18 protein-coding genes are annotated in these 23,460 nt (G+C 70.2%); 8 read left to right on the plus strand and 10 right to left on the minus strand.

The window, feature by feature from the left end; genetic code table 11:
• Position 1 precedes the first annotated feature (1 nt).
• From GV015_RS04250 to GV015_RS04285, 8 genes are all read right to left on the minus strand, one after another.
• A complete protein-coding gene (locus tag GV015_RS04250; RefSeq protein ID WP_159876805.1) occupies positions 2-352 on the minus strand; it encodes a hypothetical protein in 351 nt (116 codons plus the stop codon).
• Positions 353-743: 391 nt separating this feature from the next.
• A complete protein-coding gene (locus GV015_RS04255; protein WP_159876807.1) occupies positions 744-2,486 on the minus strand; it encodes a DUF5605 domain-containing protein in 1,743 nt (580 codons plus the stop codon).
• An 89-nt stretch (positions 2,487-2,575) separates the two neighbouring features.
• Positions 2,576-5,404, minus strand: a complete 2,829-nt coding sequence (locus GV015_RS04260) for a family 78 glycoside hydrolase catalytic domain (protein WP_159876809.1) — start codon at positions 5,402-5,404, stop codon at positions 2,576-2,578.
• Positions 5,401-7,878 carry a beta-glucosidase gene (locus tag GV015_RS04265; protein ID WP_159876812.1) on the minus strand — a complete coding sequence of 826 codons (2,478 nt, stop codon included), beginning with the start codon at positions 7,876-7,878 and terminating at the stop codon, positions 5,401-5,403. Before GV015_RS04265 ends, GV015_RS04260 begins: the two co-directional genes overlap by 4 nt.
• A 207-nt stretch (positions 7,879-8,085) precedes the next feature.
• Positions 8,086-8,937 (minus strand): ATP-binding cassette domain-containing protein, encoded by an 852-nt coding sequence (locus tag GV015_RS04270; protein ID WP_064295413.1) that lies wholly within the window; start codon positions 8,935-8,937, stop codon positions 8,086-8,088.
• Positions 8,934-10,793 carry a dipeptide/oligopeptide/nickel ABC transporter permease/ATP-binding protein gene (locus GV015_RS04275; protein WP_159876814.1) on the minus strand — a complete coding sequence of 620 codons (1,860 nt, stop codon included), beginning with the start codon at positions 10,791-10,793 and terminating at the stop codon, positions 8,934-8,936. The genes GV015_RS04270 and GV015_RS04275 overlap by 4 nt, the downstream gene beginning before the upstream one ends.
• Positions 10,790-11,731: an ABC transporter permease gene (locus tag GV015_RS04280; RefSeq protein ID WP_085511322.1), complete on the minus strand. Its 942-nt coding sequence runs from the start codon at positions 11,729-11,731 to the stop codon at positions 10,790-10,792. The genes GV015_RS04275 and GV015_RS04280 overlap by 4 nt, the downstream gene beginning before the upstream one ends.
• 162 nt (positions 11,732-11,893) lie before the next feature.
• Positions 11,894-13,414 carry an ABC transporter substrate-binding protein gene (locus GV015_RS04285; RefSeq protein ID WP_085511321.1) on the minus strand — a complete coding sequence of 507 codons (1,521 nt, stop codon included), beginning with the start codon at positions 13,412-13,414 and terminating at the stop codon, positions 11,894-11,896.
• Between the two features lie 181 nt (positions 13,415-13,595).
• Here GV015_RS04285 and GV015_RS04290 point away from each other — a divergent pair, with 181 nt between their 5' ends.
• On the plus strand, positions 13,596-14,222 hold the full coding sequence (locus GV015_RS04290; RefSeq protein WP_086473125.1) for a TetR/AcrR family transcriptional regulator: 627 nt from the start codon (positions 13,596-13,598) through the stop codon (positions 14,220-14,222).
• 96 nt (positions 14,223-14,318) lie between these two features.
• Here GV015_RS04290 and GV015_RS04295 read toward each other — a convergent pair whose 3' ends face one another.
• Entirely contained in the window at positions 14,319-15,449 is a 1,131-nt protein-coding gene (locus GV015_RS04295) for a VanZ family protein (RefSeq protein WP_159876816.1), read from the minus strand.
• Positions 15,450-15,566: 117 nt separating this feature from the next.
• Between GV015_RS04295 and GV015_RS04300 the strand changes: the two genes are divergently transcribed.
• Positions 15,567-16,166: an NAD(P)H-dependent oxidoreductase gene (locus GV015_RS04300; RefSeq protein ID WP_159876818.1), complete on the plus strand. Its 600-nt coding sequence runs from the start codon at positions 15,567-15,569 to the stop codon at positions 16,164-16,166.
• A 191-nt stretch (positions 16,167-16,357) separates the two neighbouring features.
• Here GV015_RS04300 and GV015_RS04305 read toward each other — a convergent pair whose 3' ends face one another.
• Positions 16,358-17,095, minus strand: coding sequence for a FadR/GntR family transcriptional regulator (locus tag GV015_RS04305; RefSeq protein ID WP_159876820.1), 738 nt, complete (start codon positions 17,093-17,095; stop codon positions 16,358-16,360).
• Between the two features lie 222 nt (positions 17,096-17,317).
• Here GV015_RS04305 and GV015_RS04310 point away from each other — a divergent pair, with 222 nt between their 5' ends.
• From GV015_RS04310 to GV015_RS04335, 6 genes are read left to right on the plus strand one after another with little or no spacing between them, the layout of a single operon-like run.
• Positions 17,318-18,697 (plus strand): MFS transporter, encoded by a 1,380-nt coding sequence (locus tag GV015_RS04310; RefSeq protein ID WP_229940051.1) that lies wholly within the window; start codon positions 17,318-17,320, stop codon positions 18,695-18,697.
• The gene (locus GV015_RS04315) at positions 18,694-20,478 is read left to right on the plus strand and encodes a dihydroxyacetone kinase family protein (RefSeq protein WP_159876822.1); all 1,785 of its coding nucleotides are present in this window, start codon (positions 18,694-18,696) and stop codon (positions 20,476-20,478) included. Before GV015_RS04310 ends, GV015_RS04315 begins: the two co-directional genes overlap by 4 nt.
• Complete coding sequence (locus GV015_RS04320; protein WP_064295405.1) at positions 20,475-20,945, plus strand: ribose-5-phosphate isomerase; 471 nt, start codon at positions 20,475-20,477, stop codon at positions 20,943-20,945. The genes GV015_RS04315 and GV015_RS04320 overlap by 4 nt, the downstream gene beginning before the upstream one ends.
• On the plus strand, positions 20,945-21,775 hold the full coding sequence (locus tag GV015_RS04325; RefSeq protein WP_159876824.1) for a triose-phosphate isomerase family protein: 831 nt from the start codon (positions 20,945-20,947) through the stop codon (positions 21,773-21,775). Before GV015_RS04320 ends, GV015_RS04325 begins: the two co-directional genes overlap by 1 nt.
• On the plus strand, positions 21,772-22,569 hold the full coding sequence (locus GV015_RS04330) for a sugar phosphate isomerase/epimerase (RefSeq protein WP_159876826.1): 798 nt from the start codon (positions 21,772-21,774) through the stop codon (positions 22,567-22,569). Before GV015_RS04325 ends, GV015_RS04330 begins: the two co-directional genes overlap by 4 nt.
• Positions 22,566-23,438: a phosphogluconate dehydrogenase C-terminal domain-containing protein gene (locus GV015_RS04335; protein WP_079704514.1), complete on the plus strand. Its 873-nt coding sequence runs from the start codon at positions 22,566-22,568 to the stop codon at positions 23,436-23,438. Before GV015_RS04330 ends, GV015_RS04335 begins: the two co-directional genes overlap by 4 nt.
• Positions 23,439-23,460: the final 22 nt, after the last annotated feature.

Genomic DNA, 23,460 nt, shown 5'->3' on the forward strand with positions numbered 1-23,460 from the left:
GTCAGGACGGGCGGTCGACGAGGGTGGTGAGCCGGTCGGCGATCAGCGTATCCGAGACGACGGTGAGCGGCGACTGGCCGGCCTCGGCGGCGAGCTCGGCGATGCTGCGGCCGACGAGCTCGCGGAGGTCGGGGTGTGACACCTGCGCAATGCGCACAGCGGACCAGTCGACGCGCTCGTCGAACGGCGGCTCGGCGAAGGCGCGTTCGAGTTCGTCGACGATGCCGTCGTCCCGGAGACGGTCGATGACGGCGTCGCCGCCACCGCCCGTCACCCAGGTGGGCAGCAGGGCGGTGAGGGCGGTGCCGCGGAGGACGCCGCCCGGGAGGATGGTGCCGGTGCCGTGATCCATGGGCCGCTCTCCAGTCGTCGGGCGATTGCGCATGTTGCAACGGAGGTTGCGTCAATGCCCGACAACTGTAAAGGGTCCGAACAAACGTGTCAACGGTGTGGAGACGGGGTTGCGGGGGAGGGTTGCTCGGCACTTCGACAGGCTCAGTGACCGGGGAGGGTGGCCCAGTGACCGGTGGCGGTGGGCCCAGTGACCGGTGGCGGATGGGCCCAGTCAGCGGGGAGGGTTGCTCGGCACTTCGACAGGCTCAGTGACCGGGGGAGGGTGGGCCCAGTGACCGGTGGCCGGTGGGCCAGCGAGCGGGGAAGGTTGCTCGGCACTTCGACAGGCTCAGTGCCCGGGAAGGGTGGGCCCGGTGACCGGACAAGCCGGGCCCGGCGGCCGGGGGCGGCTACTCCACGAGGCGGAGGCGGACCGCCATGAACTGGCGACCGGGCAGGTCGACCCGGACCGTACCGGTGTACGTGCCGGGGAGGGTCTCGACCGTCATGTTCCAGGTGTCGAGCACGTCGACGTGGAACTCGCCCTCGGGGAGGAAGACGTTGCGGAACCGCGGCCGGTTGAAGCCGAAGTAGCCGATGACGTAGCGGCCGGAGACTCCGCCCCACGGCACGTCCCAGTCGCCGGGCAGCGGGTCGAGGACACCCGTCGGGGACTCCGCCGAGATGCGCTCCAGGAACGCGATGCGGTCGGGACTCGAACCGATGAGCGGCCCGCCCTTCGACCAGAACAGCTCCTCCCGGTCGTTGAGGTAGGTCTCGCCGTGGCCGACGTAGCCGCCGCGGATCGCACCCTCCCAGAACCGTCGCACCATCTCCTCGCCGGTGATGTTGCCCCAGCCCTGGTCGATGTCGCCCTCGTAGGCGCACTCGTCGATGACGATCGGCTTGCCCCACTGCTCGCGCCAGGCGTCGGTGTTCTCCGCGGTCCGGTAGACGTCGACGCGCTGCACGCTGCAGTGCGTGATCCAGGGCTTCGTGTAGTCGTAGAACCCCTGGCAGTTGTGGATGGAGTTGAGGTGGCCGTGCGGGTCCTCCGCGCCGACGACCGCCGCGAGACGCTCCCAGTCGTCGTTCGTCTTCGCCCAGAGCAGGTCGTACTCGTTCGCCATCGACCACCACACGTTCGCGAACGCGGCCAGCCGGCGGACGACGTAGCGGAGGTACCGTTCGTCGACGGCCGGACCGAGGTCCGCGAAGCCCCAGCGGTCGTAGGCGTGGAAGAGGATGAGGTCCGCTTCGATGCCGAGCGCGCCGAGCTGGGTGATGCGCCGCTCGAGGTTCGCCCAGTACGCCGGGTCGAAGCGCTCGTGGTCGAACCCTTCGGCGAGCGAGCCGACGAAGGGGAACGTCTCCGGCTCGTTCGCGTTGTAGAGGTACGACTTCGGGAACACGCACATGCGGATCTTCGTGAACGGCGCGGCTTCGAGGGCGCGGAGGGTCTCTTCTTGCAGCTCCTCGGGCTGGTGCGTCCAGGCGTAGGCGGTCGTGCCGAGCGGGCGATGGCGGGTGCCGTCGGCGTGGGCGAAGTGGAAGCCGTCGACGCGCACCGGTCCGTGGCTGCCCGTCGCCGCGGCCGACACGGTGAACGCGCCGGCGACGCCGTCGAGTGATCGGGCGGTCGAGCTCGTGGTGAACGACCACTCGCCCTGCTCCTCGGCGAGCAGCCGCACCAGGTACCGGCCGTCGCCGTCGTAGAACCCGCCGACGGTGAGCTCGCGTGCACCGTTTGTGAAGGTCGCGCTCAGCTCGACGTCGACGAAGGGGTTGCCGTGCGACGGCCCGTCCATCCGGATCTCCACGACGCCGTACTGCGGGACGTCGCCGGGAACCGTCAGGGTCGCCGAGCCGCGCGGGACGTCCTCTCCCTCGTAGTCGGGAGCGGGCTCGATCGCGGCGCCGTAGGGTGCGCGGGCGTCGGGACCGTCGTCGACCTGTGCGAGCGCCGCCCAGAGACGATCCTTCGCCGCGTCGTCTTGCAGTTCCGGCACGATCGCCGACAGCTGCCCGAGACGGATGCTGCGGAACTGCTTGGCCATCGGCGAGGCGGCGATGCCGGGCAGGAACTGCTCGAGGACGGTGCGACCCGCGGGGCTCTCGATGACGTCTCCGAAGGCGGAACTGCGGTCGAACATGGATCTCCTGTGATCAGCCGAGCGGGTCGGCGGCGGGTGCTACTGGTGCAGGCGGTGCGAGTGTTGCACGTGGAACAGTCGAGTGGGGGTTATCGCGCAACTCCTGGTGCCGGAGTGGCTGCGGCCAGCGCCGCGTCCACCTCGTCGAGCATCGACGGCGGCGTGAACATGAGGAGCTGACGGACGGTCCGACCCCGACTCCACTGGGTGCCGCGGCGGATGTCGTCGGCCTTGGCCTGATCGTGGGCACCCACCGAGCTGAGGAGGGCGTCGTACGCGGCAGGTCGGTCGATGATCTCGGAGAGCGGCGAGTCGAGGCCGAGCGTGATGTCGTCATCGGCACTCGAGCCGGCGTCCGTGGCCTCGATCGTCCAGTCGTGGCGACCGGACCCGACCGTCTCCTCCGCGGCACCCGGCAGTGCGACCGTCGCCGTCGTGTTCGGCGGCACGACCGCCGACACCCGGAGGGACGACCCGTCGCGCCGCCACGCCACCGATGCCTCGCCGTAGGGCGTGACATGTCGGGCCTCGGCGTGGTCGAGTCCGTCGATCGGCCGCGGTGCGATCCGGAGTTCGCGGTAGCCGGGAGCCGCGGGGGCGAGTCCGGCCACGGTACGGTGCAGCCAGTCGGCGACGGCGCCGAGCGCGTAGTGGTTGAACGAGGTCATCTCGCCCGGGTTGACCGAGCCGTCCTCGAGCAGGCTGTCCCAACGCTCCCAGATCGTGGTCGCGCCCTTGGTGACGGGCGAGAGCCAGGACGGGTTCTCGGTCTGGAGCATGAGGCGGCCGGCCGCGCGGAGGTGTCCGCCGTCGGCGAGTGCGTCGGTGATGAGCGGCGTCCCCACGAAACCGGTGCCGATGCGGTAGCCGTCGGCGCGCACGAGGTCGGCGAGGCGGTCCGCGAGGCGTTGCCGCAGGGCGGGGTCGTCGACGAGGTCGAACCGCAGGGCGAGGGCGTAGGCGGTCGGCGCGTCGGACATCATCCGGCCGGCGGGCGTCACGTACTCGGCGGTGAAGGCCGCCCGACTCCGCTCGGCCAAGTCGCCGTACCGCTCGGCGTCCGCCGTCTCCCCGAGGAGCTCGGCGGTGTCGGCGAGGATCCGGAGGGATCGCGCGTGATAGGCGCTCGCGACGATGTCCGAGTCGACCCTGGCCTTCGCCGGCTGGTCCGGCGGCGCGCTCGGGTCGAGCCAGTCGCCGAGCTGGAAGGTGTTCGACCAGAGACCGTCGGTGCTCACCCGGAGGACGGCCTCCACCCAGGAGCGCATCGACGGGTACTGCTCGCGCAGGATCCCGAGGTCGCCGTAGCGCTCGTGGAGCACCCACGGCACGACGGTCGCGGCGTCGCCCCAGGCCGCGGTCGGGCCGCCACCGGCGAATCCGGACAGCGCGGCCGGGACCACCATGGGGACGACACCGTCCTGGTGTCCCTGCTCGAGCGCGAGGTCGCGCAGCCAGGAGTCGAGGAAGGCGGAGCTGTCGTAGAGGAAGCTCGCGGTCGGGGCGAAGACCTGCAGGTCACCCGTCCAGCCGAGCCGTTCGTCGCGCTGCGGGCAGTCGGTCGGGATGCTCAGGAAGTTGCCGCGCATGCCCCAGACGACGTTCTCGTGGAGGCGGTCGAGCAGCTCGTGCGAGGAGGAGAACCAACCCGTGCGCGTGAGGTCGCTGTGGAGGACGACGGCGGTGACCGACGCCGGGTCGAATGCGCCCGGCCAGCCGTCGATCTGCGCGTAGCGGAAGCCGTGGAAGGTGAAGCGCGGCTCGATCGTCTGTTCGCCGTCGCCCGAGAGCGTGACGTGGTCGGTGGCTGCGGCGTTGCGGAGGGGACGCAGGGCGAGTTCGCCCTCGTCGAGGACCTCGGCGTGCCGGAGCGTGAGCGTCGTGCCCCGCGGGCCGGCGACGGTGAGCCGGAGGCGGCCGACGAGGTTCTGGCCGAAGTCGAGGATGGTCGCGCCCGACGGCGAGGTGAGCACCTCCGCGACCGCGCGCTCCTCGATGCGGCGGACGGGCGCGGCGATCCGGGCCTCCGGCACCGGGTGCGCAGCGTCGTCGACGAGGGCCGGGGCCCAGGTGGACGCGTCGAACGCCGTCGTCGACCAGCCGGGTTCGGCCAGGGTGGTGTCGATCGCCTCGCCGGCGTAGATGCCGCTGTCGACGAGCTCGGCACCGTCTGCCGCCGACCAGCTCGCATCGGTGACGAGCGTCTCCGTCGTCCCGTCGAGGTAGTCGAGCTGCAGCTGGGCGGCGAAGCGTGGCTGGTCGCCGTAGATCCGCTCGGCGAACTGGAAGAACCCGTACCGCTCGGTGTACCAGGCGCCGGCGACGGTCGCGGCGATGACGTTCTCACCCGGCTCGACGAGCGCGGTGACGTCGACGGTCTCGTGCACGAGGCGGTCGCCGTAGGCGGCCCAGCCGGGGGAGAGGACGTCTTCCGAGGCGGGCATCCCGTTCAGCTGCGGTTCGGCGGCACCGAGCGCGGTCCAGAACAGCCGGGCGCGACGGACGGGCCCGCCGACCGTGAAGGTGCGGCGCACCCGGATCGGTTGCGCAGGACGCTCGGGCGCTGCGAGACCGATGAAGCGGGCGGTCCAGGCTCCGTCGGCCAGGAACGCGGCCTCGACGACGGTCGGCTCGCTCCAGGGTGTCTCCTCCCCAGCAGTCGACGCGGCACGGACCTCGACGGTGCGCACCTCGTCTGGGCCGAGTGGTGGGAACGGCCAGGAGACGAGGACGGAGTCGCGGCCCTCGACACGTGCCGTGGCACCACTGCCGTCCCGGAGCTCGGCCCAGGCCTGCACCCAGTCGGAGCCAGCGGTCTCGACGGTCCAGCTCAACCGAGGCGTCGGCGTCGCAACCGCGGGGCTGTCGTCACGGGTCTCCGCCCGCAGTCGGCCGATCCGCGCGACGTGCGCGGTCATCGGGAGGTCCCGGCTGCGATGGTGACGACGTGCTCGTCCACGAGGTCGACGACGGACGATCCGATCCGGAGGGTGACATCGCCTGGCTCGACCTGCCAGCCGTCCGCCCAGTGGGCGAAGACCCGGGCCGGCAGCGCGACCTCCCAGGCGACCGACTCGCCGGCGCCCGCGCGGACGACGGCCGATCCGACGAGCCAGCGTACGGGGCGGTCGACCGAGGAGTCCGGTCGCTCCGCGTACACCTGGACGACGTGCTTGCCGGCGCGGTCGCCGGTGTTCGTCGCGGTCCCGGAGACGCGGGCGTCACCGGAGGCGACGTCACCCGAGACCTCGCCACCGTCGATGGACCAGCTCGTGTACCCGAGCCCGTGGCCGAACCAGTAGGCGGGCGTGGCACCCGAGCGGAGCCACACGCGGTACCCGATGTGGATGCCCTCCTCGTAGCGGAGCACGCCGCCCACCGGGGTGACGTCGAGCACCGGGACGTCGTCGAGCGCCCCAGCCCAGGTGGTGCTCAGGCGACCACCGGGTTCGGCGACCCCGAGCAGCACGTCGGCCAGGGCGTTGCCCATCTCCTGTCCGCCGAACCAGCCGAGGAGCACGGCGGCGACCTCGTCGCTCCAGGGGAGCAGGACCGGGGCGCCGGAGTTGACGATCACGACGGTGCGCGGGTTCACGGCGGCGACAGCCCGGACGAGCTCGTCCTGACGGCCGGGGAGGGTGAGGTCGCTGCGGTCCCAGCCCTCCGACTCGACCTTCGAGTTCGTGCCGACGACCACGACGGCGACATCGGCCGCGCGGGCCGCCTCGACCGCCTGGGCGATGAGGGCGTCGGGGTCGGAGTCGTCGGGAGCGCGACCGACGGTGACGCTGATCGCGCCGAGACCGTTCTCGCTCGGGGAGAGGTCGAACTCCGCACGGAGTTCGACGGCGACGTCGGCCTGGGCGGCGAACGCCCCGGTCGCCGACGGCGGGGCGAGCAGCGCCGCGCCGAGGTCGTTCCCGACGACCACGGGTTGCTCGTCGACGAGGAGGACGCCGTCGACGAAGAGTCGGCCGTGGAGCCCCGTGGCGAAACCGAGTCGCAGTTGCTCGGTGGCCTCCGGCGTGTACGTGGTGGTGAGCACGAGCTGCGACGCCGTGGTGACCGGGGCGTCGCCGCCGAACCAGACGAGCGCGGTGGACCGGCGGTCCTCGGTGAAGAGTTCCGCGCCGTCGGCATCCAGGAACGTGGCGACGAGACCGGGGTCACCCGTGCGCGGGTTGGTGAGGCGCTCGAGCGGAAGCTCGGCGACGCCCTCCTGCACGATCGCGCCGACGGCGTAGTCGATCGTCGCCTCGGGGAGCGCGAGTCGGAGTCCCTCGAGTGGGCTGACGGTGTGCTCGGGGAGGACCGTCGCACTGCCGCCGCCCTGGGTGCGCGAGTCGCGGGCGTTGTGCCCGATGACGGCGACGCGGGTGAGCGAGGCCGCGTCGAGGGGGAGCGTGCCGTCGTTGTCGAGCAGCACGATGCCCTCAGTCTCGGCCTCGCGGGAGAAGGCGACCCCGTCGACCGGAGCGGGCGCCAGTGCTTCTTCGCCGAGGGCACCGACGCGGACCGCGAGCGCGAGGAGCCGGGCGACCTTGCGGTCGACGTCGGCTTCGGCGACGCGGCCGTCGCGGACGGCCTCGACGAGGGCCGCGCTCCATGCGGGAGCAGGGCCGGGCATGGCGAGGTCCTGCGACGCCGGTGCCGAGCCGAGGCTGCGGACGCCGGTCCAGTCGCTGACGACGACGCCGTCGAAGCCCCACTCCGAGTTGAGCGGCGTCTCCAGGAGGTCGTTCTCGCTCATCGTGACGCCGTCGACGGAGTTGTAGGCGCTCATGATCGCCCAGGTGCCGGCTTCGGTCACCGTGCGCTCGAACGGCGCGAGGTAGAGCTCGCGGAGGGCACGCTCGCTCGCGCGCACGTCGACCGTGAAGCGGTCGGTCTCGGAGTCGTTGGCGACGTAGTGCTTCGGGGTCGCGGCGACGCCGTTGTCCTGCAGGCCGCTGACGTAGGCGGCCGCGAGCGATCCGGTGAGTTCCGGGTCCTCGCTGAACGCCTCGAAGTGCCGCCCGCCGAGCGGGGAGCGGTGGAGGTTGATGGTCGGGCCGAGGACGACGTCGACGCCCTTTCGGCGGGCCTCGGCCGCGGCGACGGCGCCGTATCGGTAGGCGAGCGACGGATCCCACGAGGACGCCAGCGCGGTCGCTGACGGGAGGTTGATCGACGGCGAGCGCTCGTCCCACAGCGGACCGCGGACGCCGGCCGGCCCGTCGGACAGGACCATGGCGCGCAGGCCGATCTTCTCGAGCGGCACCGTGGTCCAGAAGTCGGCGCCGGAGATGAGCGCGACCTTCTCCTCGAGGTCGAGCCGGGCGATGAGGGCGTCGATCGCCGCGGTGTCGACGGACTTCGTGGCGGCGGCGTGCCGGGGAGTGGTGATGGTCATGCGATGTGGGTCCGTTCTGGGGTGGCCCTTCGACAAGCTCAGGGACCGGATGGTGGGTCTCGGGGACCGGTTGTGGGCCCTTCGACAAGCTCAGGGACCGGATGGTGGGTCTCAGGGACCGGATGTGGGTCTCGGGGACCGGTGGTGCGCCCGGCCGGCCAGGTTCCTGGCCCCGGCCGACCGGGCGGTCGTGGTGATCCGGACGGATCAGGCGGCGGACTCCGCCGCACGCTGCTCGTCGATGAGGCGGCGTCGCTCCACCCGGCGGTCCTCCTGGCGGTCCGGGTCGGGGATCGGTGCCGCCATGAACAGGCGCTGCGTGTAGGGGTGGGCCGGGTGCGCCGTCACCTGGTCGCCGTCGCCGGACTCGACGATCTCGCCGTGGTACATGACCGCCACGCGGTGGCTGATGTGCCGGACGACTGCGAGGTCGTGCGAGATGAACAGGTAGGCGACGCCCGTCTGCTCCTGGATGTCGATGAAGAGGTCGAGGACCCGCGCCTGCGTCGACAGGTCGAGGGCCGACACCGGCTCGTCACACACGATGAGCTTCGGATCGAGGGCGAGCGCCCGGGCGATCGCGATGCGCTGCCGCTGGCCGCCCGAGAACTCCCGGGGGAGCCGTGAGGCCGCGCCGGTCGGCAGCTGCACCTGGTCGAGCAGGGATCCGACGCGCTTGCGGGCGTCGGCACCGGAGACACCGCGGACGGTGAGCGGCTCGGTGAGGATCTGCTCGATCGTGAGCGAGGGGTTGAGCGAGGAGTACGGGTCCTGGAACACGACCTGGATCTCCGAGCTCAGTGCCCGGCGCTCCTTGCGCTTCAAATGCCCGATCTCCTGGTCGCGGTAGCGGATGCTGCCGCCGGTGACCGGGGCGAGGCCCAGCACGGCGCGACCGAGCGTGGTCTTGCCGGAGCCGGACTCGCCGACGAGACCGACGGTCTCACCGGGCTTGATGTCGATCGACACGCCCTTGAGCGCCTTGAACGACTGGGCACGGAACCCCTTGCCCGGGTACTCGACTTCGAGGTCCTTCACCTCGAGCAGTGACGACGTCATCGGGTCTCTCCTGTCAGGTTCGTCGCGAGTGCCGGTCGGGCGGGACCCTCGTCGAGGATCGCGCCGAGCAGCGACTGCGTGTACGGGTGCTGTGCGTGGTTGAAGATCGAGCGCACCGGCCCGGTCTCCACGATGAGGCCGTTCTGCATGACCGAGACCCGGTCGCAGAGGTCGGCGACCACACCGAAGTTGTGCGTCACGAGGAGCATCGCCATGTGGCGCTCCGCCTGGAGGTCGCGCAGCAGGTCGAGGACCTCCGCCTGCACGGTCACATCGAGGGCGGTGGTGGGCTCGTCGGCGATGATGATGTCCGGGTCCGTGGAGACGGCGCCAGCGATGAGCACACGCTGCGCCATACCGCCCGAGACCTCGTGCGGGAACGCGGCGAAGGTGCGCTTGGGGTTCGGGATGCCGACCCGCTCGAGCAGGGCGAGTGCCTTGTCCGTCGCCTCCTTCTTACTCAGGCCGAGGGTGACGCGCAGGGGTTCGACGAGCTGGCTGCCGATCGTGAACGCCGGGTCGAGGTTCGACATCGGCTCCTGCGGGATGTAGCCGATGCGCTTGCCGCGGATCGCCGTGTACTCGCGCTCCCCGAGGGTGTCGAGCCGGGTGCCCTCGTAGCGGATCGTGCCGTCGGTGACCCGCCCGCCGCGCGGTAGGAGCCCGAGGACACCCCATGCGGTCTGGGTCTTGCCCGAGCCGGACTCACCGATGAGGCCGTGGACCTCGCCCTTGCGGATGTCGAGGTCGACGCCGTGGACGACCTCGGTGACCCGGCCGCCCTCCTGGTCGTAGCCGACGCGGAGGTCGCGGACGCTGAGGACGAGCTCCTCGGCACGGACGGCGGCGCGGGCGTCGTCGTCGTGGCGGATGGGCGGGACGCCGACGATCTCGTCCTCGCTGATCCCGGAGGTGCTGATCGACTGCGTGACGATGGTGTTCGAGCCCGTCTTCGATGTCGTCACGATCTTGCGACGGCGCCGACGGACGGACACGGTGCGCTCGAGCTCGTCGCGCATCGCGTTGGCGAGCAGGGTGAGCGCGATGCAGGTGAGCGCGATCGCGAGCGACGGCCAGACCATGAGGATAGGTGCCTTGTAGATGTTCGTGAAGCCGTCGTTGAGCATCGACCCCCAGGTCGGCACCGACAGGTCGCCGAGACCGAGGAACTCGAGGCCGGACTGGATCGCGATGGCGATGCCCGCGATGATCGCCGACTGGATGATGATCGGTGCGCGGACGACGGAGAGGATGTGCTTGCCGATGATGCGCGGGTCGCTGAGACCCGAGACCCGGGCGGCGTCCACGTAGAGCTCCGATCGCACGGCCGTGACCGCCGCGTAGACGAGTCGGAAGTAGGAGGGCGAGAGCAGGATGCCGAAGATCGCCATCGAGATCCAGACCGACGGGCCGAGGACGGCGCGGGCGGCGAGCAGGACGACGATGCCGGGCAGCGCCATGATCAGGCCCGTGAACCAGGACGACACGGAGTCGAACCAGCCCTGGTAGTACCCGGCGATCAGTCCGGCGACGACCCCGATGACGATCGCGACGACGAGGGCGAGGAGCGCTGCGGCGACGCTGATCTGGGTGGCGGCGAGCAGACGGGAGAACACGTCGCGCCCGGCGCTGTCCGCTCCGAGGAGGTGGTCGGCGCTCGGTGGCGCCAGGACCTGCTGCAGGGAAGCGAGGTTCGGGTCCTGCGGGGCGATGAGCGGTCCGAGGATCGCGACGACCCCGATGAGCACGAGGAACACGAGGGACGCGGCGCCGATCGGGCGCTTGAGGAGCCGACGCAGGAGGTTGACGCGGACCTGCGGGGTCGGGACGGTGAGCGGGGTTTCGATGGCGGTCATGACAGTCGCACCTTCGGGTTGAGCGCAGCCTGCGCGAGGTCGATGAGCAGGTTGACGACGACGACGATGATGGCCGTCGCGATGACGACCCCCATGACGATGGGGATGTCGCCCTGGGTCGTGGCCTGCACGGCGAGCTGACCGATGCCAGGCAGGGCGAAGATCTGCTCGATGATGACGGCGCCGCCGAGGAGGCCGATGAACTGCACGGCGAGGACGGCGAGGGCCGGGCCGCCGGCGTTCCGCAGCACGTGCTTGTAGATGACGCGGCCCGTGCCGAGCCCGCGACTGCGGAGCGTCCGGACGTAGTCCTTCGACATCGCGTCGACGACGGAACCGCGGACCTGCTGCGAGACCGTCGCGATGGCGCCGATCGCGAGGGCGATGATCGGCAATGTCACCGAGGCGACCCAGCCGGAGAAGGACGTGGTGATCGGGATGTACCCGGTGGCTTTGAACAGGCGCAGGTTGATCGCGAAGGTGATGACGAGCACGAGCGCGATGAGGAAGCTGGGGATGGCGAAGCCGATGACGGAGATGAACTGGACGACGTTGTCGATCCATCCACCGCGACGGGCGGCGAGGACACCGAGGATGACGGACACGATCGCGGCGATGATGGTCGCGCCGAGCACGATCGAGAGGGTGACTGCGAGGCGGCCGGTGACGCCGGAGGAGACGAGCTGGCCGGTGAACCACGAGCGGCCGAGGTCGCCCTGGAAGGCGGAGGTGATCCAGTCGAGGTACTGCACCGGAAGCGGGCGGTCGAGGCCGAGTTCGGCGGCCTTCTTCGCGACGGTCTCGGTGGTGGCGCTCTGGCCGAGGATCCGGCGGGCGATGTCGCCGCCGCCGAGGTAGAGGAGGGAGTACGCGATCACGGAGATCACGAAGATGAGGACGACGCCGGACACCAGGCGTCTGAGGATGAATCCGAGCATGGGTCACTCCAGGAAGTGGGTGAGTGAGGGGTGTTGGGGCCGGCCCGTCCGAGCGCTGGGCACTCGGACGGGCCGGAATCGATACGACACGTGCGACCGGTCGGTCCCGGTCCCCGAGCCTGTCGAAGGGCGTAACCCTCGACAGGCTCCGGGATCAGCGGACTACTTCGGCTGGATGTCGTAGATGGACGGGTACGCGTTCGTCGGGATCATCTTGACGGTCGTGTTGGCGTCCGTTGCGAAGCTGCCCTGCACCCGGTAGAAGGGGGCGAACCAGGCCTGCTCGACGATGTAGGCGTTGAGTTCCTTGGCGACCTTGCCCTGCGTCGCCTCATCGCCGTACTGGATCTGCTTGATGTACTCGTCGACCTTCGGGTCGTCGTACTTGAAGGGGTTGAAGACGGCGTTCGGGGCGATCATGAACTGGATGAGCTGCCAGTCCGGGTTCTGCTCCAGCGCCATGAAGGAGACGGGGAACTTCGGGGCCAGGAGGTCGGCGATGAAGTTGTTGCCCGGGTCCGTGTACTCGGCGGTGATCCCGACGTCGGCCAGCTGCTGCGAGATCAGCGTGTAGGTAGTGGCGCCGAGCACCGTGGAGGACGGCATCGAGAGCGTCAGGCCGTCGGCGTAACCCGCCTCGGCGAGCAGCTCCTTGGCCTTCTCGGGGTCGTAGCCGTAGCGGTCGTCGAGCGACTTGTCGTAGGCGGGGGAGTTCTCCGGGAAGACCTGACCCGTGACCGTGCCGTTGTCGTTCTGCAGCGCCTTGAGCAGGGCCGGGCGGTCGAACGCGTAGTTGATGGCCTGGCGGACGCGGACGTCGGCGATCGCCGGGTTCATCGTGCCGGCGCGGTCGAGGAGCAGCATGCCCTGGAAGTCGAGCTCGTTGGCGTTGACGGTCCAGCCGGCGCCCTCGACCTCGGCGAGGTTGTCGTTGTTGGCGAGCTTGATGCCGTTGACCTCGCCCGACTTGACGGCGTTGAGGCCGGCGGTCGCGTCCTGCAGGACGTTGATGGTCAGCTTGTCGTAGTGCTGCCAGTCCTTGTTCCAGTAGTCGGGGTTCGCGGTGTAGCTGTAGCTCGTGCCGGTGACGGTCGCGGCCGTGTCGAGCACGTACGGCCCGGAGCCGACCGGGTTGGTGGCGAGGTCGGGGCTGTCGAACGACTCGGCGCTGGCGATCAGGCCGGGGTCGCGGGTGAGGTAGTTGAGCATGGCCGGGTCGGGTGCACTCAGGGTGATGACGACGGTGGTGTCGTCGGGCGCCTCGACGGAGGCGACGCCCGCGAAGTAGCCGGCGTCGGGGGAGGTGCCGGTCTTGAACCGCTCGAGGTTCTGCTTGACGACGTCGGCGGTGAGCTTCGACTTGTCGGTGAAGGTGACGTCGTCGCGGATCTTGAGCGTCAGGACGGTGTTGTCGTCGTTGTACTCGTAGGAGGTCGCGAGCGACGGGACGATCTCACCGTCGGCGGTGGCGACGAGCAGGGTGTCGAAGACGGCCTGGTAGAAGGGCGAGCGGTTGCCCCACTCGGAGCCGGCCGGGTCGAACGTGGTGGGGGGAGTGATCGCACCCAGGATCAGGGTGCCACCGGAGCCGCTGTCAGAGCCGGAGGTGCTACCGGAGCATCCGGTGAGCACGAGTGCAGCAGCGGTGACCGCGACGGCTGCGGTCGTCTTCCATCGGAACATCTTTGTCCATTCGCTGTGAGCAATCCCTCATCGGATCGCTGGTGATTGAGGACGCTAGCATGAAACCCGAGTGGTCACTAGCTTTTTGTTTTCGGCCATGTCACAGTTGGATCACGACCAGGCCGCGGCGTTCGACGGGGAACGCGCTATCGTGAAGCCGTCCGAAGGGGGAGGTCGTCCGATGACATCGGTCAAGACCGGGAACAAGCCGCAGGGGAAGCCCCGCGGCGCATATGCGAAAACCGGTATGAAGCGCGTCGCGATCCTCGACGCCGCGCTCGCCGTCTTCGCCAACGGGGGATATCGCGCGGGTTCACTGCGGGAGGTGGCCGCGCAGGTGGGCATGAGCGAGGCCGGGCTCCTGCACCACTTCCCGAACAAGAGCGCGCTGCTCGCCGCCGTGCTCTCGCACCGCGACGACCTCTCGGCGACGCTCGTGCCGATGGACGGCGACGACCCGATCGAGACGCTCCGGGGGCTGGTCGCGCTCGCCCGGTACAACGCTTCCGTGCCCGGCGTGGTCGCGCTCTACTGCACGCTCTCGGCGGAGGCCACCTCGCCCGACCACCCGGCGCACGACTACTTCGTCGAGCGCTACGAGGGCACGCGCGGGCGACTCGAGCGCACCTTCGGGCTACTCGTCTCCGCAGGACGGGTGCGGGCTGACTTCCCCACCACCAGCGCAGCGTTCATGACCCTCGCGCTCATGGACGGACTGCAGGTCCAGTGGCTGCTCGCACCCGAGTCGGTCGACATGGCGGACGAGCTCCACGCATTTCTATCGGGGCTCCTCGGCACCGAGCTCTAGGCGCCGAGCGGCCGGCGCGGCAGCAGGACATCCGCCCGGGGGCAGGAGCCTCTGGGCGAGCGCGTCCTGCTCCGGCGCTGATCTCCTGCTGTCGCGCTACGGCGTGGTCGCGCGGGCGTCGCGCAGGTCCGCGCCGACGGAGACGTACGAGACGCCGCGGCGGTGCCGGGTGAACGGTACGGAGACGACGGCCGTGGTGACGATGATGAAGCTGAGGATCCCGATGGTCCCGACGATCGTCTGCGTGAGGCCGCTCGTGGCGTCGGGTAGCTGCGCGGCGGTCGTCGTGGCGATGTACGGCAGGGCCACGACGGACCCGCGGTAGAGGCGCCGCGCCGCCGATCCGCGTCCGTCCGGCCACTGCGGAGCGAGCCAGACGAGGCGCTGCCCGAGCGACGCGCCGCTCCCGATGAGCGCCGGCAGGACGATCACGAGGACGACCGTGCCCGCGCCGATGCTGAGCACCTCGGGCAGCGTCGGGTCGTTGGCGGTCCCGGTCGCGCCCGTGAGCAGGACGCGTGGGACGACGAACACGAGCGACAGCACCGTGATGGAGAGGTTCACGGCGACCGCGTCGAGCACCATGCCGAACCATCGGCGCCAGACGGTGATGGGTCGCGCCCGGTCGCGGGTGGCGCGCAGGGCTCGCGCGCTCGGCATCCACCCGAGGACGATCGGGGCGACGAGTGCTCCGATCGCGGCGCCCGCCGTGTTCGTGATCACGTCGTCGACGTCCGCCACCCGGTAGGCGCACTCGTACAAGCCCCAGATGCCCGTGTATTGCGTCGACTCGATCAGCAAGGAGACGAGCGCCCCGAGCAGGATGGAGACACCGAGCCCGCGGTTCCAGTAGCGCCGCGCGATGGCGCCGAACGGGATGAAGAGGATCACGTTCAGGACGACCTGGAGGAACGCGTGGCTCGTCAGGGTGCTCAGGACGGAGAGCCCAGCGGTCTCCCGTGCGATGTCCCCGATCGAATGGCCGGGGATCAGCTCGAGCGCCCCGTGGGCCGTGCCGCAGTTCGCGCGCTCGTCCGGCAGCGGCAGCAGCGTGTACGCCACGAGGGCGACCGCGTAGACGCTGACCGCCGCAGCACCGATCACCCGGGGGAGCGACATCTGGCCGTACCGACGGAGCTGCACGAGCAGGATCGGACCGAGGACGGCGAAGAAGATCACCGTGCCGCCGACGAGTCCGACCCACGCCTGCCATGTCCACCCGCTCATTCCGACAACTGTAGGGCGCTCGCCGCGCCGTCGGCATCAGTCGGCGGACGGACCCCGGTCATCCTGCGGAGGGTGCCGAACGGCGGATCCCGCGTCCGATGCAGGCGATGATGGAGTGTGCCGACGCTCATCGTGACCACCCATCCCGACCCCGACTCCCTCACCCACCACCTCGCCCAGCGGCTCGCGCAGGAGCTGCGATCGACCGCCGGCTCGACCAGCGTCGAGGTCGCAAACCTGGCTGCGGAGGGCTTCGACCCGCGGTACACGCTCGCCGACCGCCACACCTACCGCGTCGGCGGGGACTTCACCCCGGACGTCGCCGCCGAGCAGGAGCGGCTCGACCGGGCCACCGACCTCGTCCTCGTGTTCCCGGTGTACTGGTGGTCGGCGCCCGCACTCCTCAAGGGCTGGTTCGACCGCGTGTTCGTCAACGGCTGGGCGTTCGGCCTCGACGCGGACGGCGGGATCGTCCGGAAGCTCGACCGCCTGCGCGTGCACCTCGTGCCGATCGCGGGCGACGACGCCGGGGTCTACGACCGCCACGGCTACGAGCAGGCGATGCGGACGCAGCTCGAGCACGGCATCGTCGACTTCTGCGGCGCTCGACGCGGCGTGACGACCTTCGTCCACGACTCGGAGGGCGAGGACGCCGCCGCCCGGACGCGTGCGGTCGAGGCGGCGGTGGCCGCGGTCGTCGAGGCGATCCACGTCTGAGCGCCCTTCGACAGGCTCAGGGACCGGGACTCGGTCACTGAGCCGAACCCCGGTCACTGAGTAGCCCCCTCCGGTCACTGAGCCTGTCGAAGTGCGGCCCCGGACGGGATCCAGTCTCTGAGCCGAACCCCGGTCACTGAGCCGAACCCCGGTCGCTGAGCCGAACCCCGGTCACTGAGCCTGTCGAAGTGCTACGCCGTGAGGGTGCGGTTGAGCCGCTCGGTCGCGGTGTCCATGTGGTGCTGCATCGCTGCCGTGGCCGCGGCGGGGTCGCCCGACATGATCGCCTCGTAGACGGCCTCGTGCTCCTCGAAGGCGCGCTGGGCGTCGACGTCCTCGTGGATGCCGCGCTCCACCCAGATGCGGAGCAGCGAGCGGATGCTCTGCAGGAGGTCGGACAGCACGCGGTTGCCGGTGGCCGAGGCGAGCTCCAGGTGGAACTTGAGGTCGGCCTCGATGAACTTGGTGCGGTTGGCACCCGCCTCGCTCATGGCGGTGAGGTGGTTGCGGAGCCGGTTGCGTGCCATGTCGTCCATGCGCGTCGCGGCGAGGCCGGCGGCGAAGACCTCGAGCTGCCCGCGCACCTCGATGAGTTCGCGGGTGCGCGGTTCGCCGAGCATGAGGCCCCAGCTGAGCGTCTCGGGGAGGAGCTCGGAGACGCTGCCGCGGAGGTAGGTGCCGCTGCCCGGGCGGACGTCGACGACGCCGAGGATCTCGAGCGCCGCGAGCGCCTCGCGGACGGCAGAGCGCCCGATGCCGAGGGATGCGGCGAGCTGTCGTTCCGGGGGGAGCCTGGTGCCGGGTGCGATGTCGCCGCTCGTGAAGTGGTCGAGCAGGCGCTTCGCGACGGCCGAGACCGCGGATCCGACGGCGACGGGACCGAGGCTGGACGAGATGTCGTCGGTCGGCCGATCCGGGAACGCAGGCATGGGTTCACTGTATCGCGGCCCTTCGACAAGCTCAGGGACCGGGAGGGGGGCTTCAGGGACCGGTAGGGGTGCTTCAGGGACCGGGAGGGTGTTCAGGGACCGGGAGAGGCTCGGGGGCCAGCGACGCTTGAATTGGTCAACCGGTTGATGTATCGTTCATTCCGGTCCGGCCCGGACCACGCCCTGCCCGCGGCATCGATGCCGCCCACCCGAGGAGTCATAGTGGACACCACCGCCCCCGCGGCCAATCCGGCTGTCGAGCGATCAGCCATCCGGAAGGTCTCGATCCGTCTCGTGCCGTTCGTGGCGCTGATGTTCTTCATCAACTACCTGGACCGCACCGCGATCGGGTTCGCCGCCCCCAACGGCATGAACGAGGACCTCGCGCTCTCCGCCGCCCAGTTCGGCTTCGCGTCCGGCGTCTTCTTCATCGGCTACATCCTGCTCGAGGTGCCCAGCAACCTCGCGCTCAACAAGTTCGGTGCCCGCCGCTGGCTCGCCCGCATCATGGTCACCTGGGGCATCGTCGCGGTCCTGTTCACCTGGGTCGCCAACTTCGAGCAGCTCGCGATCCTCCGCTTCGTGCTCGGTGTGGCCGAAGCCGGCTTCTTCCCCGGCGCGATCCTCTTCCTGAGCCTCTGGGTCCCGGCCAAGCACCGCAGCAAGATCCTCGCCCTCTTCTACCTGGCGCAGCCGCTCACCACCGTCATCGGCGCACCCCTCGCCGGGTGGCTCATCGGCCAGCACGGCGTGTTCTTCGGCCTCGAGGGCTGGCGGTTCATGTTCCTCGGCGTCGGTCTCCCGGCCATCCTCATCGGTGTCATCGCCTGGTTCTACCTGAAGGACCGCCCCGCGGACGCCAAGTGGCTGACCACCGAGGAGCAGGTCTGGCTCACGGCGGCTCTCGCACATGAGAAGGCCACCACGGAGCAGAAGCAGGGCCACGTCAGCCTCAAGCACGCGTTCACGAGCGGTCGTGTCTGGATGCTCGCGTTCATCTACTTCGGCTTCATCTACGGCCTCTACGCGCTCGGCTTCTTCCTCCCCACGATCATCGAGGGCTTCCAGGAGACGTTCGGGACCGAGTTCAACGTCATGCAGAAGGGCCTCATCACGGCGATCCCGTACGTGCCGGCCGCCATCGCCCTGTACTTCTGGTCTCGTGACGCGACGCGTCGCGGCCTGAAGACCTGGCACATCGTGATCCCCGCGATCGTCGGCGCCGTGAGCATCCCGCTCGCGCTCTTCGCCAACTCGCCCGCTCTCACCATCGCGATCATCGCGGTCACCGCCATGGCGATCTTCGCCGCGCTGCCGAACTTCTGGACGCTGCCCACGCAGTTCCTCACCGGTGCGGCAGCGGCTGCCGGCATCGCGCTCATCAACACGGTCGGCAACCTCGCCGGCTTCTCGGCGCCGTACATCACCGGCGCCGTCGCGGACCTCACCAAGGTCGGCGACACCCCGCAGTACGTCGTCCCGATGTTCATCGTCGGTGGCTTCATGATGATCTCCGCCACGCTCATGGTGATCCTCTCCAAGCAGCGGAGCTCTCGCGAGCTGCGCGTCTCGCACGACGACCTCACGGGCAAGACCCGATGACGCGCCTCTTCAACGACCCGGCGGACTTCGCCGACGAGATGATCGACGGCTTCGTCGCCGCGAACCGCAACCAGGTCCGGCGCGTGACCGGCGGCGTCGTCCGGAGCACCCGGACGCCCGAGGGCACGGTCGCGCTCGTCATCGGCGGTGGCTCCGGCCACTACCCGGCGTTCGGCGGCATCGTCGGACAGGGCCTCGCTCATGGCGCGGCGATGGGCAACCTGTTCGCCTCGCCGTCCGCGCACCAGGTGGAGTCGGTCGCGAAGGCGGCGCAGCGCGGCGGCGGCGTCCTCCTCAGCTACGGCAACTACGCCGGTGATGTCCTCCACTTCACCCAGGCACAGGACGCCCTCAACGCGGCGGGCATCCCCACCCGCAGCGTCGCCGTCACCGACGACATCTCGAGCGCGCCCCTCGCCGAGAAGCACAAGCGTCGGGGCATCGCCGGCGACCTCACCGTCTTCAAGTCCGCCGCAGCCGCGGCCGAGGCGGGCTACGACCTCGACGAGGTCGTCCGCGTCGCCACCCACGCGAACGAGCGCACCCGGTCCTTCGGTGTCGCCTTCAGCGGCTGCACCCTGCCGGGCGCGACCGAGCCGCTGTTCACCGTGCCCGAGGGCCGCATGGCGGTCGGCATGGGCATCCACGGCGAGCCCGGTATCGACGAGACCGACGTGCCGACGGCCGATGAGCTCGCCTCGCTGCTCGTCTCCTCGCTGCTCGCGGAACTGCCCGAGGGCGTCTCCGAGGCCACGGGCGCGCGCGTCGGGGTCATCCTCAACGGCCTCGGCTCGGTGAAGTACGAGGAACTGTTCGTCGTCTACCGTGCGGTCGCCGCACAGCTCGAGGCCGCAGGGGTGGAGATCGTCGATCCCGAGGTCGGCGAGCTCGTCACGAGCTTCGACATGGCCGGCGTCTCGCTCACGCTCTTCTGGTTGGACGAGGAACTCGAGGGCTTCTGGGCTGCCGGTGCCGACACCCCCGCCTACCGCAAGGGCGTCGTCGCAGCGGCCGAGCAGCTCGACCCCTCGGAGCTCGTCGCCGAGACGGCTGCCGAGATCCCCGAGTCCACTGACGAGTCACGGGTCGCCGCCGCGGTCGTGGTCGAGGCCCTCGACGCGCTGGTCCAGGTCATCGACACGAACGTCGAGGAGCTCGGACGGATCGACGCCGTCGCGGGTGACGGCGACCACGGCATCGGCATGCAGCGCGGTGCTCGTGCCGCCGTCACCGCCGCACACGCCGCCGCCGATGCCGGGGCCGGTGCCCACACCGTCCTGCACCTGGCCGGCGACGCCTGGGCGGACCGCGCCGGCGGCACGTCCGGCGCCCTGTGGGGCCTCGCGCTCCGCTCGGTCGGAACCGCCCTCGGCGACGAGGCCGCACCAGGCCGCAGCGACGTCGCGACCGGCGTGCAGGCCGCGGTCGACGGCATCATGTCGTTCGGCAAGGCCGAGGTCGGACAGAAGACGATGGTCGACGCGCTCGTGCCGTTCACCACCACGTTGAGTGCAGCCGTCGCCGACGGTTCCGACCTCGTCGCCGCCTGGACGACCGCCGCTACGGCTGCCTCCACCGCTGCCGCTGAGACCGCGGACCTCCTGCCGAAGATGGGCCGCGCCCGTCCGCACGCTGAGAAGAGTCTCGGTACCGTCGACGCCGGTGCCTACTCGTTCGGCCTGATCGTCACGGCGATCGTCCCCGTCCTCGAGCGCGCCGCCGGCACCACCGCACCGGACGGCTCCACCAGCACCACCACCAACGAAGGAGTACACGCATGACCGATCAGCTGCGCATCGTCATCGGCTCGGATGACGCCGGGTTCGACTACAAGGAGATCGTCAAGCGCGACCTCGAGCAGCACGACGGCGTCGCCTCACTCGTCGACGTGGGCGTGGACGCCGATGGCCACACCGCCTACCCGCGCGTCGCGATCGCCGCCGCGGAACTCGTCGCGTCCGGCCAGGCCGACCGCGCGCTCCTCTTCTGCGGCACCGGCCTGGGCGTCGCGATCGCCGCCAACAAGGTCGCCGGCATCCGCGCCGTCACGGCACACGACAGCTTCTCGGTCGAGCGCGGTGTCCTCAGCAACAACGCGCAGGTCCTGACGATGGGCCAGCGCGTCATCGGCATCGAGCTCGCCCGCCGCCTCGTCCGCGAGTGGCTCACCTACCGCTTCGACGAGACCAGCGCGAGCGCCGAGAAGGTCGCCGTCATCGGTGAGTACGAGGCGACGGGCTCCTGCTGATGACCACCCCGTCCCCGTCGGCCGTGCCCACGTCGACCGCGCCCCGCGTGGTCGGCGTGAGCCTGAAGATGTACTTCGGCCACGCGCAGACCCTCGAGTGGATCGAGCAGGTGGGCGCCTTGGCCCGTCGGCACGAGGCCGTGGTCGACGGTCGCGTGCGATTGTTCGTCATCCCCGGCTACCTCGCGGTCGCGCCGTCGGTGGCGGCCCTCGCCGGGACGGGCGTGCTGGTCGGTGCACAGGACCTCGCGAGCGCGGACCGTGGCGCGTTCACCGGTGAGGTCGGCGGCCCCGAGCTCGCCGAGGTCGGCGTCGCCGTGGTCGAGGTCGGCCACGCCGAGCGCCGCTCCCTCTTCGGCGAGACCGACGAGGTCGTCGCCGAGAAGACCGCCGCGGCCCTCCGCAACGGCCTCTCGCCGGTCCTCTGCATCGGCGAGGTCGAGCGCACGACGCCCGAGGCGGCTGCGACGGAGTGCGTGCGCCAGCTGGACTCCGCGCTCGCCGATGCTGTGGCGGGGCCGGTGATCGTCGCTTACGAGCCCGTGTGGGCGATCGGTGCGGCCGAACCCGCGTCTGCCGAGCACGTGCGAGCCGTCGGCGCGATCCTGAAACAATCGATCGCCGAGCGTCCCGACCGGGTCGGCAGTTCCGTCATCTACGGCGGCAGTGCGGGTCCCGGTCTGCTGACCGCCCTCGGTGACGACGTCGACGGCGTGTTCCTCGGACGCTTCGCCCACGACGTCGCGGCGCTCGAGGCCGTGCTCGACGAGGCCCTTCGACAAGCTCAGGATGGCACCCTTCGACAGGCTCAGGGACCGAGGACAGCATGATCGGCTTCGGCACCTACACCTTCTTCTGGGAGGGCTCCGAGCTCGCACCCGAGCGCTTGAGCGTCATCGGCATGATCGAGCGCACGGCCGACGCCGGCGTCGACCTCTTCCAGATCTGCGACGACGCCCGCATCGAGACGATGTCCGACGATGAGCTGCGCCAGATCGCCGAGGTCGCGCGCGAGCGTGGGGTCACGCTGGAACTCGGGACGAAGGGGATCGCGGTCGCGCACCTCGAACGCTTCCTCCACATCGCCACCGTGCTGGGCGCGAAGCTCCTGCGCAGCATGGTCACGTCGGGCGACGACCGGCCGTCCCACGCGGACGCCGTCGATCGACTCCGCGCGGTGCTCCCGGCGTTCGAAGCGGCCGGCGTGACGATCGCGCTCGAGACCTACGAGCAGCTGTCGTCGCAGGAGCTCGTCGACCTCGTGAGCGCCGTCGACCACCCGAAGCTCGGCATCTGCCTCGACCCCGCCAACACCGTGGCCCGGCTCGAGCACCCGAGTGACGTCATCGAGCGCACCGCTCCGTACGTCCGCAACATCCACGTCAAGGACTTCGCGTTCACCCGCCGGGGCGGCTGGGTCGGCTTCACCCTCGAGGGCGCCCCGCTCGGCACCGGCCTGCTCGACTACCCCGCCCTCACCGCCGTCGTCCGACCGGACGAGCGCGGCGTCAACCAGATCATCGAACACTGGCTCCCGCTCGGCGACTCCATCACGGAGACGATCGAGCTCGAGCGCACGTGGACCGCACACAACCTGCAGTACCTGAGAGAAGGAAGATCATGACCGACACCACCACCGTCGCGGACCAGCTCACCATCGCCGTCATCGGCGCGGGCGGCAAGATGGGCATGCGCGTCTCCAACAACCTCGTGAAGACCAGCCACACCGTCTTCTACAGCGAGGTCTCGCCCGCCGGCCAGGAGCGCGTGACCGAGGCCGGTCGCGAGCTCACCGAGACCGATGCGGCCGTCACCGACGCCGACGTCGTCATCCTCGCCGTCCCGGACCTCGCCCTCAAGGCCGTGTCCGCCGGCGTCGTCCCGCTCATGAAGTCGGGCGCCGTGCTCCTCACGCTCGACCCGGCCGCAGCGTACGCGGGTCTGCTGACGCGTCGCGACGACGTCATCCAGGCCGTCACGCACCCCTGCCACCCGTCGGTCTTCGTCGAGCGCCACACGCCCGAGGAGTACGCGGACACCTTCGGTGGCATCGCCGCCCTCCAGGACGCCATCGCGGCGATCGAGTCCGACGACGCCGAGAAGCAGGCGCAGGTCGAGGCCGTCGTCCGGGCGATCTTCGCCCCCGTCGGTGAGGTCCACTGGGTCACGGTCAAGCAGCTCGCGCAGCTCGAGCCGACCCTCGTGGAGACGATCGCCTGCATGATCGGTGCGCTCCTCAAGGAGTCGCTCGACGAGGCCGTCAACACCATGGGTGTGCCGGAGCCGGCCGCTCGTGCGATCCTCCTCGGCCACACGCAGGTCGCCCTCGCGAACTCGCTCAAGGGCGACAATCCGTTCTCCGACGCGTGCCTCATCGCGATGGACTACGGCCGCAGCGCGATCATCAAGGACGACTGGAAGAAGGTCTTCCAGGACGACGAGCTCGACAAGAACCTCGCCGCCATGCTCCACCTCGACAAGATCGAGCGGTAACCCACTTCCCCGACTGTTCGCA

Source organism: Plantibacter sp. T3, from assembly GCF_902506515.1.
Taxonomy (GTDB): Bacteria; Actinomycetota; Actinomycetes; order Actinomycetales; family Microbacteriaceae; genus Plantibacter; species Plantibacter auratus.

Bases quoted from the DNA above. Each gene is read 5' to 3' on its own strand.
- GV015_RS04265 (WP_159876812.1), bottom strand. From the start codon at position 7,878: ATGACCATCACCACTCCCCGGCACGCCGCCGCCACGAAGTCCGTCGAC.
- GV015_RS04270 (WP_064295413.1), bottom strand. From the start codon at position 8,937: ATGACGTCGTCACTGCTCGAGGTGAAGGACCTCGAAGTCGAGTACCCG.
- GV015_RS04305 (WP_159876820.1), bottom strand. From the start codon at position 17,095: ATGCCTGCGTTCCCGGATCGGCCGACCGACGACATCTCGTCCAGCCTC.
- GV015_RS04335 (WP_079704514.1), top strand. From the start codon at position 22,566: ATGACCGACACCACCACCGTCGCGGACCAGCTCACCATCGCCGTCATC.
- GV015_RS04255 (WP_159876807.1), bottom strand. From the start codon at position 2,486: ATGTTCGACCGCAGTTCCGCCTTCGGAGACGTCATCGAGAGCCCCGCG.
- GV015_RS04325 (WP_159876824.1), top strand. From the start codon at position 20,945: ATGACCACCCCGTCCCCGTCGGCCGTGCCCACGTCGACCGCGCCCCGC.
- GV015_RS04285 (WP_085511321.1), bottom strand. From the start codon at position 13,414: ATGTTCCGATGGAAGACGACCGCAGCCGTCGCGGTCACCGCTGCTGCA.
- GV015_RS04275 (WP_159876814.1), bottom strand. From the start codon at position 10,793: ATGACCGCCATCGAAACCCCGCTCACCGTCCCGACCCCGCAGGTCCGC.
- GV015_RS04295 (WP_159876816.1), bottom strand. From the start codon at position 15,449: ATGAGCGGGTGGACATGGCAGGCGTGGGTCGGACTCGTCGGCGGCACG.
- GV015_RS04290 (WP_086473125.1), top strand. From the start codon at position 13,596: ATGACATCGGTCAAGACCGGGAACAAGCCGCAGGGGAAGCCCCGCGGC.
- GV015_RS04315 (WP_159876822.1), top strand. From the start codon at position 18,694: ATGACGCGCCTCTTCAACGACCCGGCGGACTTCGCCGACGAGATGATC.
- GV015_RS04250 (WP_159876805.1), bottom strand. From the start codon at position 352: ATGGATCACGGCACCGGCACCATCCTCCCGGGCGGCGTCCTCCGCGGC.
- GV015_RS04260 (WP_159876809.1), bottom strand. From the start codon at position 5,404: ATGACCGCGCACGTCGCGCGGATCGGCCGACTGCGGGCGGAGACCCGT.
- GV015_RS04280 (WP_085511322.1), bottom strand. From the start codon at position 11,731: ATGCTCGGATTCATCCTCAGACGCCTGGTGTCCGGCGTCGTCCTCATC.
- GV015_RS04330 (WP_159876826.1), top strand. From the start codon at position 21,772: ATGATCGGCTTCGGCACCTACACCTTCTTCTGGGAGGGCTCCGAGCTC.
- GV015_RS04320 (WP_064295405.1), top strand. From the start codon at position 20,475: ATGACCGATCAGCTGCGCATCGTCATCGGCTCGGATGACGCCGGGTTC.